The 16,306-nt window shown below is 62.4% G+C and carries 15 protein-coding genes and 1 tRNA gene; 8 read left to right on the top strand and 8 right to left on the bottom strand.

The genetic code is table 11. From position 1 onward, the window contains the following. The first annotated feature begins 118 nt into the window (after nucleotides 1-118). Nucleotides 119-1,177: an IS110 family RNA-guided transposase gene (locus HU764_RS17905; RefSeq protein WP_186683367.1), complete on the top strand. Its 1,059-nt coding sequence runs from the start codon at nucleotides 119-121 to the stop codon at nucleotides 1,175-1,177. Between the two features lie 410 nt (nucleotides 1,178-1,587). Here HU764_RS17905 and HU764_RS17900 read toward each other — a convergent pair. Together HU764_RS17900 and HU764_RS17895 are read right to left on the bottom strand one after the other, a co-directional pair. After that, nucleotides 1,588-1,664: transfer RNA gene (locus tag HU764_RS17900), tRNA-Pro, on the bottom strand. A gap of 81 nt (nucleotides 1,665-1,745) precedes the next feature. After that, nucleotides 1,746-1,967, bottom strand: a complete 222-nt coding sequence (locus HU764_RS17895; RefSeq protein WP_027596642.1) for a YgdI/YgdR family lipoprotein — start codon at nucleotides 1,965-1,967, stop codon at nucleotides 1,746-1,748. A 185-nt stretch (nucleotides 1,968-2,152) separates the two neighbouring features. Here HU764_RS17895 and moaB point away from each other — a divergent pair, with 185 nt between their 5' ends. Together moaB and HU764_RS17885 are read left to right on the top strand one after the other, a co-directional pair. Then, a complete protein-coding gene (moaB, locus tag HU764_RS17890; RefSeq protein ID WP_027596641.1) occupies nucleotides 2,153-2,692 on the top strand; it encodes a molybdenum cofactor biosynthesis protein B in 540 nt (179 codons plus the stop codon). Between the two features lie 22 nt (nucleotides 2,693-2,714). Then, nucleotides 2,715-3,902 (top strand): molybdopterin molybdotransferase MoeA, encoded by a 1,188-nt coding sequence (locus HU764_RS17885; RefSeq protein ID WP_186703873.1) that lies wholly within the window; start codon nucleotides 2,715-2,717, stop codon nucleotides 3,900-3,902. Here the strand turns inward: HU764_RS17885 and HU764_RS17880 are convergent. Beyond that, nucleotides 3,891-5,138, bottom strand: coding sequence for a glycosyltransferase family 4 protein (locus HU764_RS17880; protein WP_186703869.1), 1,248 nt, complete (start codon nucleotides 5,136-5,138; stop codon nucleotides 3,891-3,893). The genes HU764_RS17885 and HU764_RS17880 overlap by 12 nt on opposite strands. Before the next feature lie 314 nt (nucleotides 5,139-5,452). Between HU764_RS17880 and yegS the strand changes: the two genes are divergently transcribed. Next, nucleotides 5,453-6,340 carry a lipid kinase YegS gene (yegS, locus tag HU764_RS17875; RefSeq protein WP_186703868.1) on the top strand — a complete coding sequence of 296 codons (888 nt, stop codon included), beginning with the start codon at nucleotides 5,453-5,455 and terminating at the stop codon, nucleotides 6,338-6,340. Here yegS and HU764_RS17870 read toward each other — a convergent pair. The 3 genes from HU764_RS17870 to HU764_RS17860 all read right to left on the bottom strand — a co-directional run bounded on the left by HU764_RS17870 (nucleotide 6,324) and on the right by HU764_RS17860 (nucleotide 8,747). Beyond that, a complete protein-coding gene (locus tag HU764_RS17870; RefSeq protein WP_099430045.1) occupies nucleotides 6,324-6,983 on the bottom strand; it encodes a response regulator in 660 nt (219 codons plus the stop codon). The genes yegS and HU764_RS17870 overlap by 17 nt on opposite strands. Beyond that, nucleotides 6,973-7,869, bottom strand: a complete 897-nt coding sequence (locus tag HU764_RS17865; protein WP_085274206.1) for a sensor histidine kinase — start codon at nucleotides 7,867-7,869, stop codon at nucleotides 6,973-6,975. Before HU764_RS17865 ends, HU764_RS17870 begins: the two co-directional genes overlap by 11 nt. Nucleotides 7,870-8,240: 371 nt before the next feature. Further along, on the bottom strand, nucleotides 8,241-8,747 hold the full coding sequence (locus tag HU764_RS17860; protein WP_186703867.1) for a histidine kinase: 507 nt from the start codon (nucleotides 8,745-8,747) through the stop codon (nucleotides 8,241-8,243). A gap of 350 nt (nucleotides 8,748-9,097) precedes the next feature. Between HU764_RS17860 and HU764_RS17855 the strand changes: the two genes are divergently transcribed. Together HU764_RS17855 and HU764_RS17850 are read left to right on the top strand one after the other, a co-directional pair. After that, nucleotides 9,098-10,033: a chemotaxis protein CheV gene (locus HU764_RS17855; RefSeq protein WP_027596634.1), complete on the top strand. Its 936-nt coding sequence runs from the start codon at nucleotides 9,098-9,100 to the stop codon at nucleotides 10,031-10,033. A 55-nt stretch (nucleotides 10,034-10,088) separates the two neighbouring features. Next, on the top strand, nucleotides 10,089-10,889 hold the full coding sequence (locus HU764_RS17850; protein WP_186682350.1) for an MOSC domain-containing protein: 801 nt from the start codon (nucleotides 10,089-10,091) through the stop codon (nucleotides 10,887-10,889). Between the two features lie 100 nt (nucleotides 10,890-10,989). Here the strand turns inward: HU764_RS17850 and HU764_RS17845 are convergent, their stop codons facing one another. Next, entirely contained in the window at nucleotides 10,990-12,918 is a 1,929-nt protein-coding gene (locus HU764_RS17845; RefSeq protein WP_186682348.1) for a transglycosylase SLT domain-containing protein, read from the bottom strand. 220 nt (nucleotides 12,919-13,138) lie between these two features. Here HU764_RS17845 and HU764_RS17840 point away from each other — a divergent pair, with 220 nt between their 5' ends. After that, entirely contained in the window at nucleotides 13,139-15,067 is a 1,929-nt protein-coding gene (locus HU764_RS17840; RefSeq protein WP_027596632.1) for an ATP-binding cassette domain-containing protein, read from the top strand. 128 nt (nucleotides 15,068-15,195) lie between these two features. Here HU764_RS17840 and HU764_RS17835 read toward each other — a convergent pair whose 3' ends face one another. Continuing rightward, entirely contained in the window at nucleotides 15,196-15,636 is a 441-nt protein-coding gene (locus HU764_RS17835) for a universal stress protein (protein WP_099453382.1), read from the bottom strand. A 110-nt stretch (nucleotides 15,637-15,746) separates the two neighbouring features. On the opposite strand from HU764_RS17835, the gene HU764_RS17830 reads away from it, so the two are divergent. Continuing rightward, entirely contained in the window at nucleotides 15,747-16,184 is a 438-nt protein-coding gene (locus HU764_RS17830) for a hypothetical protein (protein ID WP_027596630.1), read from the top strand. Nucleotides 16,185-16,306 lie beyond the last annotated feature (122 nt).

Raw genomic sequence — 16,306 nt, 5'->3', positions numbered from 1 at the left:
GGACTCGCCCCCGCCGAGGCATCACAGTGCCACGGTGGCGTTCAAAGAAGCCAACGGCAGCGAGGGCGAGACCATGAAGAAGCATAGTTCGAAGCACGATCCCCTGTCTTCCACTGATGTGGAGCTTTGCACAACCCTCTGCGTAGACCTGGCCAAACAGGTCTTCCAGTTAGCAGGCGAGGATGCTACCGGGCGGGTGATCTACGAAAATCGCATCAAATCCCGTCAAAATTTCCATGATTTTCTAATCAAGCTGCCAGTGACGGTGACTGTCTTAATGGAGTGCGGTCCTGGTGCTCAAGCCTGGGCCAGACTACTGCAGGCCAAGGGTAATCCGGTTCGGATCCTGCCTGCGCAACGCGTTGCCGAACACCGCAGCGGCGCGAAGAATGACCGTAACGACGCCCATGCCATTTTGCGTGCCGGTCGCGATACCAGTATTGCCTCAATCCCGATCAAGAGCACTACAGCACTGGCTATTCAAGCGCTGCACCGTGTCCGGCGCGGCAACATCAAGCGGCATACAGCGCTGGGTAATCAGATACGTGGCCTGCTGCTAGAGCATGGCGTCTCCATGCCTCAAGGCGATGCGGCGATCAATTCGCATGTGCCACGGGCTCTTGAAGATGCCTCTTTACCTCTGCCCGACTTGTTGCGCGAGTTGCTCGATGAGCTGCTGACTGACTGGCTCTCTCTGGGTGAACGCATTGCGACGCTGAGTAGGCGGCTTGAAGCGACAGCCCAGGAAGATAAGGTCGCACAGCGGTTGATCACCATTCGTGGCGTGGGCCCAATCATTGCCACGGCGATCGTGGCGAAACAGACCGAGCCTAGCCGCTTCGCCAGTGGCCGAATGTATGCCGCCTTCTTCGGTATCGTGCCCGACCAGCACAGCAGCGGAAACAAAATCAGGCTGGGCAGGATGAGCAAGCGAGGTGATGGCTACATACGCAGCCTGATGATCCAGGGGGCGCATGCTGTCTTGAGTCAGCTAAGGCCTGATTCCGATCAGCCAGACGATCACCGCCTTTTACGCTGGCTATCCCGCCTTGGACGCAAGGAGGCGGCGATCAGACTGGCTAATCGAAATCTGCGCATTATCTGGGCCTTGTTGCAGAGCGATCAGGTATATCAGCGCAAACCGAACAGCAACTCGGAGGCTGCTATGAGCCTCTGATCAACCGAGCAATGCCACCGGGGCGCCGAGCGCTCCAACCCCTGCTAGTGAACATTGACCCCTGGTAAGACCGTCGCAGACAGATGCCTCTGCTCCTACAGGCCTGATGAATGGCCTCAATGTAAACGGCACGCTGCGAGCTCACCACGATGTTGGCCAGAAGCAAAAAGCTTCCTCGAATAGGCCTGATACATAGATGCAACCGGGTTCCTAAGTTCAAAAGCAGCTAGACAGTGTGGGCGAGTCCATACATAGGAGCAGCCTTGTGCTGCGAAGAGGCCGGTACAGACGCCGACTGATGGGTAGGCCTGCGCCGGCCTCTTCGCAGCACAAGGCTGCTCCTATAAGTCAGGGGGATTTTCTCGCGCACAACAAAAAGCCCGCGCAAGGCGGGCTTTTTGAATAGGATTTGGTCGGAGAGACAGGATTCGAACCTGCGGCCTTCTCGTCCCGAACGAGACGCGCTACCTGGCTGCGCTACACTCCGATGAACGAAATCCTACTGCATCCCTTTTTGGCACGCAAGCCCTTGTTGTTAAAAGGGCGTTTGCCAAAAAGGGCGGCTGAATCACAGCTCTTTGACGGTACGAATCTGGTCTTTGTTCAGGCGCGTACGCTTGCCGTCGAGTTGCTCGAATTCGTAGAAACCAGAGTCCTCGTCAAAGGACGGGGTGTCCACTGCCTGGATCTCGCGGCCATCATTCAGGGTAATGACGGTCGGCGATGCGCAGCCGGCGAGGGCGCCCAGGCCCAAGGCAAGCAGGAAGGCGGGAAGGGTCCGTTGAATCATCGTGTTTCTCCAGTGCGACAGTGCTAGATGACTTTAAGACGCAGGGCGTCCACGCAAGTTCCTTTCCAGTGCAGCATAGCGGTAAAGCCAGGGTATTGACCAAGGGCAAGCCACAGGGGCACGAGGTTGTATCGGGGGGTGCTGTGTTATAAATGCGCCATCCCATCTTCTTGTGACGGACCCCCATGAAAGCCAAGGCAGATACCCCCTTCGTGCCCCTGAACATCGCCGTGTTGACGGTCAGCGACACGCGCACCTTCGACAATGACACCTCCGGTCAGCTGTTCGTCGATCGCCTGACTGCGGCCGGCCACCAGTTGGCATCGCGGGTATTGCTCAAGGACGACCTGTACAAGATCCGCGCCCAGGTCGCGACCTGGATCGCCGATGACGCAGTGCAAGTGGTATTGATCACCGGCGGTACTGGGTTCACCGGCCGCGACAGCACCCCGGAGGCCGTGGCTTGCCTGCTGGACAAACAGGTGGATGGTTTCGGTGAACTGTTCCGGCAGATTTCCGTGGCCGACATCGGCACCTCCACCGTGCAATCGCGGGCCCTCGCTGGCCTGGCCAATGGCACGCTGGTGTGCTGCTTACCGGGCTCGACCAATGCGGTACGCACCGGTTGGGACGGCATCCTGGCCGAGCAGCTCGATGCCCGCCATCGCCCGTGCAATTTCGTGCCCCACCTGAAGCAGGCAGCGGCCTGTGAAAGTCGTGGTTGAGTCTGCCCAAGCCCGGCCCCTGATGCCGGTGGAAGACGCACTGGCGCAGCTGCTGGCCTTGGCAGAAGCCGCACCCATCCAGGAAACCGAAAATGTGTCGCTGGCCGACGCCGAGGGGCGCGTGCTGGCGCGTGACCTGGTGGCTTCGCTCGACCTGCCGCCCTGGCCGAATAGCGCCATGGACGGCTATGCCCTGCGCCTGGCGGACTGGCAGGGTGAGCCCTTGCCGGTGAGCCAGCGCATCTTCGCCGGCCATGCGCCGCAGCCGCTGCAGCCGGGTACCTGTGCCCGCATCTTCACCGGCGCGCCGGTGCCGGCTGGCGCCGACTGCGTCGAAATGCAGGAAAACGCCGAAGTGGCTGACGATGGCCGGGTGCGCTTCCTCGAACCGCTGAAGGTCGACCAGAACATTCGCCCGCAAGGCCAGGAAACACGCCAGGGCGAGCAGGTAATGAGCGCCGGTACACGCTTGGGCCCGATCGAGCTGGGCTTGGCTGCGACCCTTGGCCAGGCCCGTCTGGATGTGGTGCGCAAGGTGCGCGTGGCAGTGCTGTCGACCGGTGACGAGCTGATCGAGCCTGGCCTGCCCCTGGGGCCAGGGCAAATCTACAACAGCAACCGCCGCTTGCTGGTCAGCTGGCTGCAACGCTTGGGTTGTGAGGTGCGGGATGCGGGGATTTTGCCCGATGACCTGGCGCGCACCCGTGAATGCCTGGCGGCATTGGGCGATGTCGACCTGATTCTGTCCACCGGTGGCGTTTCCGTGGGCGAGGCTGATTACCTGGGTGCCGCCCTGCGCGAGGCCGGCGAGCTGGCCTTGTGGAAGCTGGCGATCAAACCGGGCAAGCCGCTCACGTTCGGGCACTTTCGTGGCGTCCCGGTGATCGGTTTGCCGGGCAACCCGGCGTCCACGCTGGTCACGTTCGGGTTGCTGACCCGGCCGTATCTGTTGCGCCGTCAGGGCGTGGCTGATGTCACGCCGCTGCGCTTCGACATGCCAGCGGGCTTCGACTGGCCCAAGCCAGGTACGCGCCGCGAGTACCTGCGCGCACGCATCGAGCAGGGCCAGGTGCGCATCTACAAAAACCAGAGCTCTGGCGTACTGCGCAGCGCGGCCTGGGCCGAGGGCTTGGTCGAGGTACGTGAAGGCAGTACGCCGAAGCAGGGCGACAGTGTGCCGTTCATCCCCTTCAGCGAGCTACTTGGTTGAGCGCCCAAGCCAGCCGCCCGCCAGTGGCGTGGCGCTGGCGGGTTGCACCTGGTTGAGGCGCATGTGCACGTTTTCCAATTGCTGGGCGGCAATGCTCCAATCGTGACGCTGGCGGGCGAATTGCCGGCCGGCTTCGCTCAATTGGGCCATGCGCCAAGGCTGGTTGAGCAGTTGGGTGATCAGCAGGGCCAGTTGGTCACCATCGTCACTGCCCAAGTAGTGTTCGCCGTTGTTCACGGCCAGCCCTGATACCCCCTTGCTGGTGGTGATGACCGGCAGCCCCGCAGCCATCGCCTCGAGCAGCTTCACCTTGGACCCTCCGCCATACAGCAGTGGGGCGAAGAACAGTGCCGAGCGACGTTGCAGTTCACGCAGGTCGGGGCGGTAGCCGACCCACTCGATGCGTGGGTCGTTCCAATGCAGCTTCCAGCTGGCTGGTAGGGCGTGGCCGGCTATGGCCAGGCGCACGGCCGGGTTACTCATCCACACCTGCGGCATGATCTCTTCCAGCGCCCATTCGATGGCCTCAAGGTTCGAGCCATATTCGAAGTTGCCGACAAACAGCAGGCGCTGGCTGTGCAACGCCGGTTGCACGTGCTGGTAGAAATCGCAGTCCACGCCACTGACCACCACATTTACCGGGCGCCCACTGATCTGGGCGATCAGTTCGGCGTCGTGGCTGCTGACCGCCACCACTTCGCTGGGTTGGCGCAGCACCCGCTGCTCCCAGCGCCGATAGCGCCAGCGGTCGAATGCATTGAGCGGGCGCAGCCACAGCGGCAGGCGGTCATGGCAGGCGCCGCCCATCACCGATTCCAGGGTGTGCTCGCTGAGCATGAAGGGCAGCCCGCGTGCCTGCAGGGCTTTTTCGAACGGCTGGAAACTGTAGCTGTGCTCGATCTGGATGACGTCCCAGGGTTCGTCCAGCAGTTGCTCGAAGCGGTGCCTCAGGCAGGGCGCCAAGCCATTGATGATCGCCCGCATGGGATAGTCGATGATCGGTGACGCCAGCAGGTTGAGTGGGCTGTGCAGGGCGCGCCTGGGCAACACGATCAAGCGTTCGACCCAGGGTTCAAGGGCTTCACGGGCCGCATCGCTCAGGGGGATCTTGGACTGCACCAACAGGGTGATCCGGTGGCCACGCTGGGCAAGTTCGCGCAGCAGGTGGTATTGCCGAGTCTTGCCGCCGCTGGTGGTCGGCCAGGGTAAGTAGGGCAGTGTCCAGAGAATGCGCATGACCCGGAACCCTCGTTACAGATCGCGGATAAAAAGACGCGCCCGTCGGCAGTCAGCCGATCACTGCTGCCGGGGCGCGTCCATGGCTGTCGGTGAAGCAGAACTTAGGTGATGAAAAGTCAATAGTTTGACTTTTTGCTAGATATATTCACCTGGGTCAAATACTTGTCAAAGGTGGCTTTCCTGAGCATAGCCGCGCATTTGCGGGCGTGTAAAAAATGGGTGAAATCCAGTGTTATTGTGCGGGGCATGCAACGATCGGTGTGTGCCGGTGGTCGAGATCTGGGTTAGCTATTTTTTCCTGGAGAAGCGCGATGCAAGGGCGCAAGGCAATGTTGATCCTGCACGGCAAGCAGGCGATGAACGAAGCGCTGCGCAGTGCCGTGCTGGCGATGCGCGAGAGCGGCTGGGTGCTGGATGTGCGGGTCACCTGGGAAGCCGGGGACGCTCAGCGCTTGGTGGGCGAGGCGCTGGCCGCTGGCTACACCCATATTGTCGCGGGCGGCGGCGATGGTACGTTGCGCGATGTCGCTGAAGCCATGGGCTTGGCAGCGGCCCAGGCCAGCCTGGCGCTGTTGCCTTTGGGCACCGCCAATGATTTCGCCAAGGCTGCGGGCGTGCCACTGGAGCCGGACGCCGCACTGGCATTGCTGAATACTCCGGCGCGGCCTATCGACTTGGGCCAGGTCGGTGATCACCTGTTCCTCAACATGGCCACCGGCGGCTTCGGCAGCCAGGTTACGGCCAACACCTCGGAGGACCTGAAAAAGATCCTGGGGGCTGCGGCCTACCTGTTCACGGGGCTGTCGCGCTTCAGCGAGTTGCAGGCGGCCTCAGTGGAACTACAGGGCCCCGACTTCCATTGGCAGGGTGATCTGCTGGCGCTGGGCATTGGCAATGGCCGGCAGGCCGGCGGTGGGCAGGCACTGTGCCCGGAGGCGCTGGCAGACGATGGCCTGCTGGATGTCGCCATACTGCCAGCGCCGCAGGAAGTGGTGGGGGCGTTGCGCGACCTGCTGGCCGGGGATGGGTTGTTTGTCCGGGCCAGGCTGCCCTGGGTGGAGATCAAGAGCTCGCAGGGGCTGGACATCAACCTAGACGGTGAGCCGCTGCAGGTCGACAGCCTGCGCTTCGAGGCAAAGCCCGCCGCGTTGCAGGTGCACTTGCCGGTCGACTCGCCGTTGCTCAGTCGTCCAGGCTGATGATTTTTTCGCGTACCGCGTACAGCACCAGGCCCGCCACATCGTGAATCTGCAGGCGTTTCATGATTTGCGAACGGTGGGTTTCCACAGTCTTGATCGAGAGCCCCAGGCCACTGGCGATTTCCCGGGTGGATTTGCCGCGCACGATCAGGCGCAGGATTTCCAGCTGGCGTGCGGTCAGGTTGTGGCGGTCGCGGTTCGGTTGCTTGCGGTGCTGGGTATGCAGCAGCGCCTGGTTGATGACGGTGTGGGCGATCGCCGGGCTGAGGTAGCGCTCGCCGTTGCGCAGGGCACACAAGGCCTGCTCCAGCTCGGTCGCGCTGGTGTCTTTGAGCAGGTAGCCATGGGCGCCGCTTTCCAGGGCACGCATGATCAGGTCCGGGTCGGTGTGCATCGACAGGATCAGTACCTTACAGGTGCTGCCGCTGGCGCGCAGCTGTGTCAGGGCATCGAGGCCGCTGGTCGAGCGCATGGAAATGTCCAGCAGGACGATGTCGGGTGCCAGGTTGCGCACGTGCTCAAGCAGCTGGTTGCCGTCATCGGCTTCACCGGCCACGCAGTAGCCCGGGATGTCGGAGACCAGTGCGCGGACCCCGGCGCGGATCAGCGAGTGGTCGTCCACCAACAGCAGTCTACAGGTCATGGGCGGTAAAGCTCCTGGCGCGTTCCTGGGTGCGTGGCGGCCACGGGAACAGCGCTTCGATCTGCGTGCCCACGCCAAGCTGGCTGGTGATGTCGAGACGCCCCTGTAAGGCCGTCACCCGTTCCTGCATGCCGGCCAAACCGCGTTGCCCTGCTTCGGCCGGGTGCCTGGCGGGGACAAAGCCGCGGCCATCGTCCTGAATGATCAAGGCAAGCCCTGCGGGGCTGCGTTGCAGGCGGATCGACAGATTGCGCGCCTGGGCATGGCGCAGCATGTTGGTCACGGCTTCCTGGGTGATGCGAAACACCGCCATGGCGACGGCTTCGTCAATGCCGCCCAGGCGTTGATTGCAGACCAGGCTCCAGTGCACATCGGTTTTTTCCAGCGTGCGCAGCAGGTGCGCACGCAGGCTGGCCTCAAGGCCCAGGCTGGCCAGTTGCCGAGGGTTGAGCAGGGCACAGACATCGCGCACGTTGCTCAGCGCGTTGTCGAGCGTGGTGCGCAGGGTGTCGCAGTGGCTGTGCAACTCATCGGGCATACGCCGTTGCAGCCATTGCAACTGAAGCTTGGCTGCGGTGAGCAGTTGCCCGATGTCATCATGCAGTTCGCGACCCAGGTGCTGGCGCTCGCTTTCCTGCACCATCAGCATGCGCTTGGCCAGTTCTGCCGGGTGCAGGCGGATCGACCCGGCCCCCAGGCCCACGTGCAGGCCAACGCCAAGCATCGCCGCGACCTGCAGCATCAACAGGCTGGCCGGTATCGCTTGGCCGGCCATGTACAGCAGCAGGTTGGCGACCATGGAGGCCACGCACAGCACGATCGTCATCCAGCGCAGCAGGGCAGTGCGGGAGCAGCAGCGCAGAAGAGTCTTCAAGCGTGGGAGCATAGATAGAAAAGCCACTGAAGTATTGCTGATGGAGGCCTTGCACAAGTCTTAGCAGAGGCTTTGGCGCAGTACTTTATATGTTTTGCGGGGCACGTCCTCAATCAGCCTTGATGCCGGCTGAAGGCGGTCGCTGGCGAGCATGGTAACACTTCACACGGCGTTGGTCGCTGTTGGGCAATGCTTTGAAACCTCATGTTTACGGGCTGTTTCGGCACGTTCGTCCGACTCGAGTCAATAGCAAAGTGCCAGCCACTATTCGTCTGTCAATCATGCCGAGTGTAACTAGGGCAATAATCACGCGCGCAGTGCTGGCGACAGTTGGCGAAACTTCCAAGTTTGGCCAACAACGCCCTTAGTTGCTCTTTTGTTAGTTATTGTGAAACGCGGGGGTGCGTGCCTTGGGCGGCTGTTGTGGCTGTATGCGGGTGAGTGCAGTGGCTGCCGCGCTCATCGCAGGCGGCACAGGCTTGCGGTAATGGTTGATCGAGCACGCTGGCCAGTTCATTGAGCAATGTGATTTGTTCGCCGGTATCCAGGTTCAGCTGCCCGGTGCGCGGGTCGATCAGCTCGAGTTGCCAGGCCAGCAGGGTCAGGCAAGCGTCGGTTGCGGGCAGGGCTTCACGTTGCAGGCGCTGCTGCTGGCAGGCCGGTGCGAGCAATTGCTGCAGAACGGTGGCGTAGTGGGCAACTTCGAGCAGGTCCAGCCGGGTGGCGCGCCTCGCGAGCGTGTCGAGGGCGGTGTTCAGGCAACCGCAGGCGTCTCCGTCGTTGTCGATCAGTTCCAGGTGCTGCAGGCATTCCTGGGACTGGCTCAGCAAGACTTGCGCATCCAGCAGAAAGTCTTGCAACGCACCTTCAAACGATAAGGCACTGTCCATCAGGACGCTCGGGCGCGTTGGGCGCGGGCAAGGGGCGGGCACGGCGATACGATAGCGAACAAAAGCCTGACTCCATTCATGCAATGAGAATGGCGTCACATTAATGGCTAATGGATATCGCGAACATCAGGTTGCACCCGATTGCATCTAAGGGTTTCCCTGATGGGAGGCCAGGGTGCAACAAGGTGCTAACGGGCACTGGCCTGCCTCGATGTGCCCGCAGTAAAGCATGATGGTAAAGTGATATCAATTACCTTCTCGGCATTTTCCCGCAAGGGTCAAGGTGCGCGTGAACCCGCCGATACAGGGTGGATGAATACACTTTTTCGACTCAAGCCTGGGGGTTTCCAATGGCCGGCATTCTCGACACAGTAGACCAACGCACGCAATTGGTGGGCGAGAACCGCCTGGAAATTCTGATGTTCCGCCTGGCAGGTCGGCAGCTCTTCGCGATCAACGTGTTCAAGGTGCAGGAAGTGCTCCAACTGCCCAAGCTGACCCTGATGCCGCAGCGCCATGCCTTTGTCTGCGGCGTGGTCAACCTGCGTGGGCAGACCCTGCCGGTGATCGACCTGTCCCAGGCGATCGGCATGCGGCCCCTGCAACCCGGGCCGGACAGCACTATCATCGTCACGGAATACAACCGCTCGGTGCAGGCCTTCCTGGTGGGGGGCGTTGACCGCATCGTCAACATGAACTGGGAAGCGATCATGCCGCCGCCGACCAGTGCCGGGCGCCAGCACTACCTGACCGCCATCACCAAGGTCGACGAGAAACTGGTCGAAGTGATTGATGTGGAGAAGGTCCTGGCAGAAATCGTCCCGTACAACGCCAAGGTCTCCGGCGAACGGCTTGCCGACCCCGTGCTGGCCCGCGCCAGAGGCCGTGAAGTATTGCTGGTGGACGATTCCAGCGTTGCCTTGGCACAGCTGCGTGACACCCTGTCGCAACTGGGCATGAAGCTGCACGTGGCCAGTGATGGCTTGAAGGCGCTGCGCCTGCTCAAAAGCTGGGCTGACGCCGGTGAGAATGTGTGCGAGAAGCTGCTGATGGTGTTCACCGACGCCGAAATGCCGGAGATGGACGGTTACCGGTTGACCACCGAGATCCGTAGCGATGCCCGCTTGCGTCAGCTCTACGTGGTGCTGCACACCTCGTTGTCGGGCAGTTTCAACGAATCCATGGTCAAGAAGGTGGGCTGCGATAACTTCTTGTCCAAGTTCCAGCCGGATCGCCTGGTCGAGGTGGTCAAGCAGCGCCTGCTGCTGGATACGGCTACTGCGTGATCCCTGGCCCTGCCGGGTATAAGCTTGGCGTTTCGAATGACGCGAGGCGGCAGGGATGTTTCTGAGTGAGTTGTATCGATACCCGGTGAAGTCGGGGCAGGCGCAAAGCTTGCAGGCTTCGCCGGTCGGCCAGTTGGGGTTGTTGGGTGACCGTCGCTGGATGGTGGTGGAGGCGGAAAATGGCCGCTTCCTCACCCAGCGTGCCTGGCCACAGCTCGGCCAGCTCAGGGCGAGCGATGACGATGCTGGGCAGTTGCTGCTGGAGGCCCCAGGGCAGGTGCCATTGCGGGTGCCTGTACCGCTTACCGACGATGACTTGCGGGGCGTGACTATCTGGCGCGACACCCTGCGGGTGCCCGATGCTGGCGAGGTTGCGGCGCACTGGCTGTCGGCGTTGCTGGGCAAGGACGTGCGGCTGGTGTATTGCCCGGAGCAACGGGCGCGTTACCTGCCCAATGGTTATGGCTTGAACAGTGACCGTGCGGCGTTTCCGGATGGTTTTCCGCTGCTGTTGATCGGCCAGGGGTCGTTGGACGAGCTCAGTCGGCGCGTTGGCCGGCCCATGGAGATGCTACGGTTCAGGCCCAACCTGGTGGTACAAGGCGCAGAGCCGTTCGCCGAGGACGGCTGGAAGCGGGTTCGTATCGGCACCCTCGAGTTTCGCGTGCTCAAGCCCAGCGTGCGGTGCATTTTCACCACCATCGATCCACGGACCGGCGAACGCAGCCCGGACCGCGAGCCCATGACCACGCTCAAAACGTTCCGCGAGAGAGAAGGGGATGTGTTGTTCGGGCAGAACCTGGCGGCGGATGGCAGTGGCGTGCTGGAAGTGGGGATGAAGGTCGAAGTCCTGTAGGAGCAGCCTTGCGCTGCGAAGAGGCCGGTAACAACACCGAAGATCCAGGGTGTTTTTACCGGCCTCTTCGCAGCGCAAGGCTGCTCCTACAAGGGGTAGCTTACATATCGTCGAAGTAGCGCTCGTGCCAATCCACCAGCGGCTGCGGCGAGTTGAGCTTCTGCCCGTAGATCACCGAATACGACAGCACGTTCTGTACGTACTGGCGCGTCTCGTCGAACGGGATCGATTCCACCCACACATCGAAGCTCAGGTGTTTAGCGCCCTTGAGCCACTGGCGTACCCGCCCGGGGCCGGCGTTATAGGCCGCCGAAGCGAGTACCCGGTTGCCATTGAATTGGCTGTGCACCTGGCTCAGGTACGCGGCCCCCAGCTGAATGTTCTTGTCGGGGTTGAACACCTGCGCCGGCGAGGCCAGCGGGATGCTGAACTTGCGCGCGGTTTCCTTGGCGGTGGCCGGCATCAGCTGCATCAAGCCGCTGGCGCCCACGCTGGAGCGCGCATCCTCCATGAAGGCACTTTCCTGACGGGTAATGGCGAACACCCAGCTTGAATGCAGGCCGCGGACCTTGGCCTCGCGCACCAGGGTGTCGCGGTGGGCCATCGGGAAGCGGATGTCCAGGTCATCCCAGTACTGGGCCTGGCTGATGGTCCGAATGGCCGGGAAGTACCAGCGCAGTTCATAGGCCAGGCGTGCCTGGGCGACCATCTCGTCACGGGTGAAGTGGCGGCTGACGTGGTACCACTCGCGGCGCCCTTCGACGATCTGCCCGCGGGCATGGAATTCCAGTGCACGTTGAATGCCCGGGGTATTGCGCACCTTAGTGACCAACTGCTGGCTCAGCACCAGGGGCTTGTTGTTCAGCTGGTAGGGGGTTTGTGCACGGTCGGCAGCGAGGAAACCATAGAAGTCACGCTCGCGCGCCACGGTCTTGTACAGCAGTGGAATCTGCGGGTTGTTCGGTTGGGCCAGTTCGAGGCTGCGTGCCTGCCAGTACTTCCAGCGGTTGCTGCTGGCCAGGTCCTGGGGCAGGCGCTTGGTCAGCTCGTAGGCATCTTCCCAGCGGCCCAGGCGCAGCAACAGGCGCAGGCGCCATTCGCTGACGGTGTTGTCGCGCAGCTCGGGGTCGTAGCGGGTCATCAGGTCGAGCGCGCGTGGGTCGTAGCGGCGCGCCAGGGTCAGGCCGATCTCGCGGGCGATGGCCACCTTCTCGTCGCGGGAGAAGTGCATGCGCTGGGCATAGTCGTCGAGCAGGGCCATGGCCCGCTCCGGGTTCTGCCGGGCCAGTCGGCGCAAGCCGAGGCTGACCACGTCGGACATGGCCTCGTTGACCGGGGTGAAGCGCGACGGCTGGTTGAGCAGCTCGGGCTTCTGTGCCACATCGATCAGCAGGCGCCCTTGCGGGCCGAGGGTGGTCAGGGTTTTGACCAGGTTGTTGGCCAGGCCGTAGTTGCGCGCCTGGGCCGCCAGCTTGGTGCGGTTCCAGCGCTTGGCCTCGGTCAACTGGCCCTCGGCGGCCCACATGCCGAACAGCGTGTCACAGGCCGCCGGTTGCGACTTGCCGACATTCCACAGTTTATCGGCCGTGGCATAGCCTTCGGCGCGCAGGCCGTGGCTGAGCTGGTACTGGCCGTTGAGGCAGTCCAGTTCGGTGAAATTGAGCTTGGGGTCGTAGTACTTGACGAAGGTGTTCCATTCGCCGCGCTCGGCCAGCCAGCGCAACCAGCGCAGTTTCATCCAGTTGGCCTGGGGCAGGTCGCCGTGTTTGGCCAGGAACCCTTCGATTTCTTCGTTGCTGGCGCTCTTCAGGCGTGCGGTCAGCTCGTCGTAGGTCAGGTAGGGCGTCAGCGGGTAATCACGCAATTGCTGGGCATAGCGCAGGTACGGGCCTTTGTCGCCCTTGGCCAGGGCGCGCTTGGCCTCGTCGTAGTACTGGCGCTGTTGAGTGAGGTCGAGGGCCTGCGCCGCGCTGGCGGTGGCGGCGGTAAGCAGCAAGCAGGATGCAATCTGTAACAGGCGGCTGCGCATGATACGTCCGGGCAGTTGAACCATGGGGAAGTGACGGCGAAGCCAGCACTGTTGGAAGCTATGCCTTAGCTTAGCCGTTTGCCGGCGGCAGATGAAAGCACAGCGCTTGTATCAAGACATTATGTTCGACCAGATGTCGTAAAGCCCTCACCGGGTGGTCAACTTAATGCCGTGGGGGCCCAAGTCAGGTAGAATGCGCGCCCGATTTATGGAGACCAACATGACCCTGCTCAAATTCAGCGATGTGTCCCTCGCATTCGGCGCCATGCCGCTGCTGGACAAAGTGTCCTGGCAGATCGCTCGTGGCGAGCGGGTGTGCATCATCGGCCGCAACGGCACCGGCAAGTCGAGCATGCTGCGCCTGGTCAAAGGCGAGCAGAAGGGCGACGACGGCGAGATCTGGCGCGCTCCGGGCCTGAAGATCGGCGAGCTGCCGCAGGAATTGCCGCTGGCCGACGAGCGCAGCGTGTTCGATGTGGTGGCCGAGGGCCTCGATGGCGTTGGCGCGTTGCTGGCCGAGTTCCATCACCTGAGCCAGAACATCCAGGGCGACGAAGACCTGGAAAAACTCATGCACGTTCAGCACGAGCTCGAAGCCCGTGACGGCTGGCGCCTGCAGCAGGTGGTCGAAAGCACCCTGAGCCGTCTGCAACTGCCTGCCGACAAGACCCTGGCCGAGCTGTCCGGTGGCTGGCGCCGCCGCGTGCTGTTGGCCCAGGCGCTGGTGTCGGAGCCTGACCTGCTGCTGCTCGACGAGCCGACCAACCACTTGGACATCGGTGCGATCGCCTGGCTTGAAGAGGCGCTGCGCGGGTTCAATGGCGCGGTACTGTTCATCACCCACGACCGGTCCTTCCTGCAGAACCTGGCCACTCGCATCCTCGAACTGGACCGCGGTGGGCTGATCGACTGGAACGGTGATTACGCCAGCTTCCTGGTGCACAAAGAAGCGGCGCTGGCCGCCGAGGAAACCGCCAACGCGCTGTTCGACAAGCGCCTGGCCCAGGAAGAAGTGTGGATCCGCCAGGGCATCAAGGCCCGGCGTACCCGTAACGAAGGGCGCGTACGTGCCCTCAAGGCCTTGCGCGTCGAGCGCGGCGAGCGCCGTGAGCGTCAGGGCAAGGCGAACATCCAGATCGAGGCGGCGGACAAGTCCGGCAAGCAGGTCATGGTGCTGGAAAATATCAGCTTCGCCCATGCCGACGGCCCGATGCTGGTCAAGGACTTCTCCATGGTCCTGCAGCGTCAGGACCGTATTGGCCTGCTGGGTGCCAACGGTACCGGCAAGACCACCTTGCTCAAGATGATGCTCGGTGACCTGGAGCCTATCTCGGGCAAGGTCGAGCGTGGCACCAAGCTGGAAGTGGCCTACTTCGACCAGATGCGCCATCAGCTCGATCTGGAAAAGACCGTGATCGACAATCTGGCCGAAGGCCGCGATTTCATCGAGATCGATGGCCAGAACCGCCACGTGCTCAGCTACCTGGGCGACTTCCTGTTCAGCCCCCAGCGTGCCCGTACGCCGGTCAAGGCGCTGTCGGGTGGCGAGCGTGCGCGCCTGCTGTTGGCCAAGCTGTTCAGCAAGCCGGCCAACCTGCTGGTGCTCGACGAACCGACCAACGACCTCGATGTGGAAACCCTCGAGCTGCTCGAAGAGGTGCTGTCCAACTACAAGGGCACCGTGCTGATGGTCAGCCACGACCGGGCCTTCCTCGACAACGTCGTCACCAGCACCCTGGTGTTCGAAGGCGAGGGCAAGGTGCGCGAGTATGTCGGTGGCTATGAGGACTGGATCCGTCAGGGCGGCTCGCCCAAGCTGCTGGGCGTGACCGAAAGCAAGGGCGGCAAGTCCGAGCTCAACAGCGCGGTGGTGGAAAAGCAGGACGTGCAAGCCGCACCGGCGCCAGCGGCAGCCGTGGCCGACGCCTCGAAGAAGAAACTCAGCTACAAACTGCAGCGTGAGCTGGAGATGTTGCCTGGGCAGATCGATGCGATCGAACAGCGCATGGCTGAGGCGCAGGAAGAAGTGAATGCGGCGGGCTTCTATCAGCGGCCAATCGCCGAGACTTCGGCGGTGCTGGCGCAGATCGAGAAGCTGCAAGGCGAGCTGGATGTGCTGGTAGAGCGCTGGGCTGAGCTGGAAGGCTGATCAGCGGTTAACCTGAGCCGGCCCCTTCGCGGGGCAAGCCCGCTCCCACAGGATCGCCACATACCTCAAGGCCTGTGGCGTACCTGTGGGAGCGGGCTTGCCCCGCGAAGAGGCCAGTACAGGTTAAATCATTCCTTCTTCTGTAGCCGCACCGCTAGCACGTCGCATGGCGCGCCATGCAGCACGTCGTTGGCGGTGGAGCCCAGCAGCAAAGCCAGGCCATGTCGGCCATGGCTGCCGACCACGATCAGGTCGCACTTCTGGTCCTTGGCCAGTTGGTGGATTTCCTGGCGGGGCTGGCCGTAGGTCAGGTGGGAATCGCCGCGGTTGATGTCCGGGTATTTGTTGAACAAGCGCTCCATTCGCTCTTTGGCCTGATCGAACTGCTGCTGTTGCAGCTGTGAGAGGTCCATGGGCACGTCGCCGCCAAATGCCATGGCCATCGGTTCGACGATGTGTACCAGGGATACCTTGGCGCCTGAGGGTTCCGCGAGCTTCATGGCGCGCTTGATCACCGGGTCGCATTCTTCGGTCAGGTCGACGGCGACCAACAAATGTTCGTATTGCATGAGCGGTACTCCTGACAATCGCGATAGAAGAAGTATGGTCGCTTTCGGGCGGGTCTTCCGTGAAAAATGGCTAACCAGCTCATTTGCAACGCTTTATGGGGTCTACTGATATGACGGTATTGCTGGTGGTGTCAATCCTTGCGCTGATTCTCAGCCCGCTTTCCTGGTTGCGCACGTCGCGTAAGCAGGGCGAGCAGATGAACCTGCGCCTGGAAGCGCGTCGCATGGGTCTGGCCATGCAGCTGGCGCCTCAGCAATGGCCACATTGGCTGGAAAAGGAGCCGCCAAGCCCCTGCCCGCAGTACCACCGTGGGCGGCGCAAGGGGCGCGAGGACAGCTTCTGCTACTGGCAGGTCACGCCAGGCGTGTGGTGGAACCAATGGCGCGAGCCGTGTGAGGATCCGCGCCTTGCCGAGGCCTTTGCGCGCTTGCCGGCCAGTGTCTACAAGGTTGAGGCCGACCCCCGTATGATCGCTTTGTACTGGACCGAGCGGGGCGATAAATCTGTATTGCAGGATATTGCGCACGTCCTCGAAACCCTCGCCTGACCCCTCGCCAATTAAAAAGCGCGTTAAACGACAAAGCGGCGGCTTGGCAGAGCCCCTGAAGGGGTGGGGTGCCAAGTCGCCGCTTTGCGTTCTGCTGCGCAGAAAAGGCCAGGCAGGCCGGG

The sequence above is a fragment of the Pseudomonas kermanshahensis genome (assembly GCF_014269205.2).
GTDB classification, from domain to species: Bacteria; Pseudomonadota; Gammaproteobacteria; order Pseudomonadales; family Pseudomonadaceae; genus Aquipseudomonas; species Aquipseudomonas kermanshahensis.
The sequence above is the reverse complement of the archived record's forward strand: the minus strand, read 5'-3'. Positions and strand labels throughout refer to the sequence as shown.